At 65.3% G+C, this 3,026-nt stretch carries 4 protein-coding genes; 1 reads left to right on the top strand and 3 read right to left on the bottom strand.

The annotated features are described in order from the left end of the window. On the bottom strand, positions 1-823 hold an 823-nt coding region (locus tag AC1DYI_RS31000), incomplete at its 3' end, for a prohibitin family protein (RefSeq protein WP_477207958.1). 68 nt (positions 824-891) lie between these two features. Beyond that, on the bottom strand, positions 892-2,109 hold the full coding sequence (locus AC1DYI_RS30995) for a 6-phosphofructokinase (protein ID WP_477207957.1): 1,218 nt from the start codon (positions 2,107-2,109) through the stop codon (positions 892-894). Between the two features lie 148 nt (positions 2,110-2,257). On the opposite strand from AC1DYI_RS30995, the gene AC1DYI_RS30990 reads away from it, so the two are divergent. Then, positions 2,258-2,605 (top strand): DUF1304 domain-containing protein, encoded by a 348-nt coding sequence (locus tag AC1DYI_RS30990; RefSeq protein WP_477207956.1) that lies wholly within the window; start codon positions 2,258-2,260, stop codon positions 2,603-2,605. 2 nt (positions 2,606-2,607) lie between these two features. Here the strand turns inward: AC1DYI_RS30990 and AC1DYI_RS30985 are convergent. After that, positions 2,608-3,026 (bottom strand): EamA family transporter (locus AC1DYI_RS30985; RefSeq protein ID WP_477207955.1); only part of this gene is annotated, 419 nt, incomplete at its 5' end.

The following is a 3,026-nucleotide window of genomic DNA, read 5'->3' as shown; positions in this document are numbered from 1 at the left end:
TCTCGGCCTTGACCTTCTCGACCTCGATGCGGCGCAGCTCCAGCACGTCCTTGTTCTGCGCCAGCGCGGCGTTCTGCACCCGCAGTGCCTCGGCCTGCGCCTTGGCGATCGTCAGGTTCGCATAGGCCTCTCCGTCGGCCTCGGCCTTGCGCGCGTTGGCTTCAGCTTCGGCGATCGCGACCTTCTGCTTCTGCTCGGCCTCGACGGTGTGCAGCTTGTTCTCGGCCGCCAGGCGCAGCTGCTCTTGCGTCACCTTGTCGTTGATCGCATGCATGTACGAGTCGGAGAACGAGAAGTTGCGCATGTCGATGTTGATCACCTGCGCGCCGTAGATCGACAGCTTCTCGCGCAGCGCCGCGTTGATGTCCGACGAGACCTTCGCCCGCTGCGAGATCAGGTCCGGCGCGGTGTACTTGGCCGTCACCGCCTTGAAGATTTCCTGCGTCGCCGTTTGCACGTAGGAAGCCAGGTCACCGTCGTGCGAGTACTTCTCGAACACCTCGGACACTCGGTCGGTCGCGATGCTGTAGCGCACCGTCATGCTCACCTTCACCGGTTGGGTGTCGCTGGTGCTGCCCTCGGCGTTCTCGATGTCGGCCTTCTCGGCGCGGATGCTGAAGTTGTGCAGCTTGCGCCAGGGCGGCAGCACCGCCAGGCCTTCGTCCTCGATGCCGACGATGCGCCCGAACTGCGTCACCACGCCGCGGCTGCCGGTGGGCACCGCATAGAACGGCCAGATGATCACGAGCACGATCACGGCGCCAATCGCCATCAGCACCCGGCTCAACCAGCGCACGCGCCGGTCTGCATCAGTGAATTGCATTCCTCTTTCCCTCGGTTCGACGTGGTCCGTCGTTGTTGATGAATTCTTCTTGTCGGGCCGATGTCCGATCAGCCACCCAACCGCTTGGCCACCACGTGCCGCCGCAGCCGGAAGGCATCGGGCATCCCCGAACCGAGCAGCGGTCGCAGGTACAGGCGGAAGGCGTCGGTCACGTCGGTGCCCGATTCGCTGATGAACTCGTCATCCATCACGCGGGTCTTGCCCGCCACGGCCTCGAGCGGCTGCAGTTCGTACTCCACCGAATAGAAGCCGGTTCGCTTGATGGCCACGGAGCCATCGCGATCGCCCCACATGGCGTACTGCACGGCCTTCTCGCCCACCTCCCGCGCCTCGCGCTGGTCGACGTCGGACACGCAGCCGATGAACGAGCGCTGCAGGTAGCCGAAGGTGTCGCCACGCACGCGCTTGATGCCGAGCTTGCTCTTGATCTCATCGCACAGCAGGTCGGCCAGCGCGCCGCTGCCGGACAGCTGGACGTTGCCGTGCGCATCGCGTTCCACGTCCTTGGACAGTTGCTCGGCGATCGATTTGCCGCTCGCATCATGGATGCCCTCGGACACGGCGATCACGCAGCGGCCGTGCTGCTGGTAGGTGGCCTGCACGTCCGCCAAGAACTTCGGCAGTTCGAACACCCGCTCGGGCACATAGATGAGGTGCGGCCCGTCGTCGGGAAACTTCTTGCCCAGTGCCGACGCGGCCGTCAGGAAGCCGGCATGCCGCCCCATGACGACGCCGACGTAGACGCCCGGCAGCGAGGCGTTGTCCAGGTTGGCGCCGGCAAACGCCTGGGCGACGAAGCGCGCTGCGCTCGGGAAGCCCGGCGTGTGGTCGTTGCCGACCAGGTCGTTGTCGATGGTCTTCGGGATGTGGATGCAGCGCAGCGGATAGCCGGCGGCCTTCGCCTGTTCGCTGACGATGCGCACCGTGTCCGACGAATCGTTGCCGCCGATGTAGAAGAAGTAGCCGATCTCGTGCGCCTGCAGCGCCTTGAAGATCTTCTGACAGTAGGCGAGATCCGGCTTGTCGCGCGTCGAGCCCAGGGCCGAGGACGGCGTCGCGGCGACCAGCTCGAGGTTGTGGCTGGTCTCCTGCGTCAGGTCGTAGAAATCTTCATTGATGATGCCGCGCACGCCATGCCGGGCACCGTAGATCCGCTCAATGCCGCGATGGCGCCGGGCCTCGAGCACCACGCCGGCGAGCGACTGGTTGATCACCGCGGTAGGGCCGCCACCTTGGGCGACGAGAACCTTGCTGCTGTCCGACATGCGCTGCCTCCTTCAACCGGTTGCGGGTAATTGTGCATGGGACTGCGCCGTCTCAGAAAGACGTCCCAGGCGGGACACCCAACCACGGCCTTGTGCGGCATGATGCAGCCCGCCGTTTTGGCTTGTTGGGATAGAGGAGAACCCTGAGATGATCGCTACTGTGCTCGTGGCGCTGGTCGCCTTGCTCCACGCCTATTTCCTGGTGCTGGAGATGTTCCTCTGGGACAAGCCGTTCGGATTGAAGACCTTCCAGAACACCCAGGAGTTCGCCACCGCCAGCAAGGTGCTGGCCGCCAACCAGGGCCTGTACAACGGCTTTTTGTCGGCCGGGCTGGTCTGGGGCCTGTGCGGCGGCGGGACGCAGGTGAAGATCTTCTTCCTGGCCTGCGTGGTGGTCGCGGGGGTCTATGGCGCCGCCAGCGTGTCGCGCAAGATCTTCTTCATTCAGGCTCTGCCCGCGTTGTTGGCGCTGGGTGCGATCTACCTGGGTGTCTGAATTCAACCGGCCGCCAGCGCGATGACGCCGGCGGCCATCAGCGCGGCGCCGGCCAGGCGCCAGCCGCGGTCGGCCTCGCCGAGCAGGCGGCCACCGATCAGCGCCGCAAACAGCATAGACACCTCGCGCGCCGGCGCCACATGCGACAGCGGTGCCCGCTGCGCCGCATACAGCACCAGCACATAGGCCAGCGGGCTGATAGTCGCCATCACCAGCGCGTAGGGCCATTGCGAGCGCCACGCGGCGCGAAAACCCGCGCGGTCCTTCCAGTACGAAGGCAGCATGAAAGGGATGCGCGCGAGGTTGCCGAAGTAGTCGACCAGGATCGGCGAGATCAGTACCACCTTCACGGCATAACCATCGATCAGCGTGTAGCCGGCAATCAGCACACCGGTCAGCGCTCCCCAGCCCAGGCCAGCGC

This window comes from Ideonella sp. P3_A4, assembly GCF_056403075.1.
This window is presented reverse-complemented; position numbering and strand designations above follow the sequence as displayed.

Coding starts and splice junctions, on each gene's coding strand:
- AC1DYI_RS30990 (WP_477207956.1), top strand. CDS start 2,258: ATGATCGCTACTGTGCTCGTGGCGCTGGTCGCCTTGCTCCACGCCTAT.
- AC1DYI_RS30995 (WP_477207957.1), bottom strand. CDS start 2,109: ATGTCGGACAGCAGCAAGGTTCTCGTCGCCCAAGGTGGCGGCCCTACC.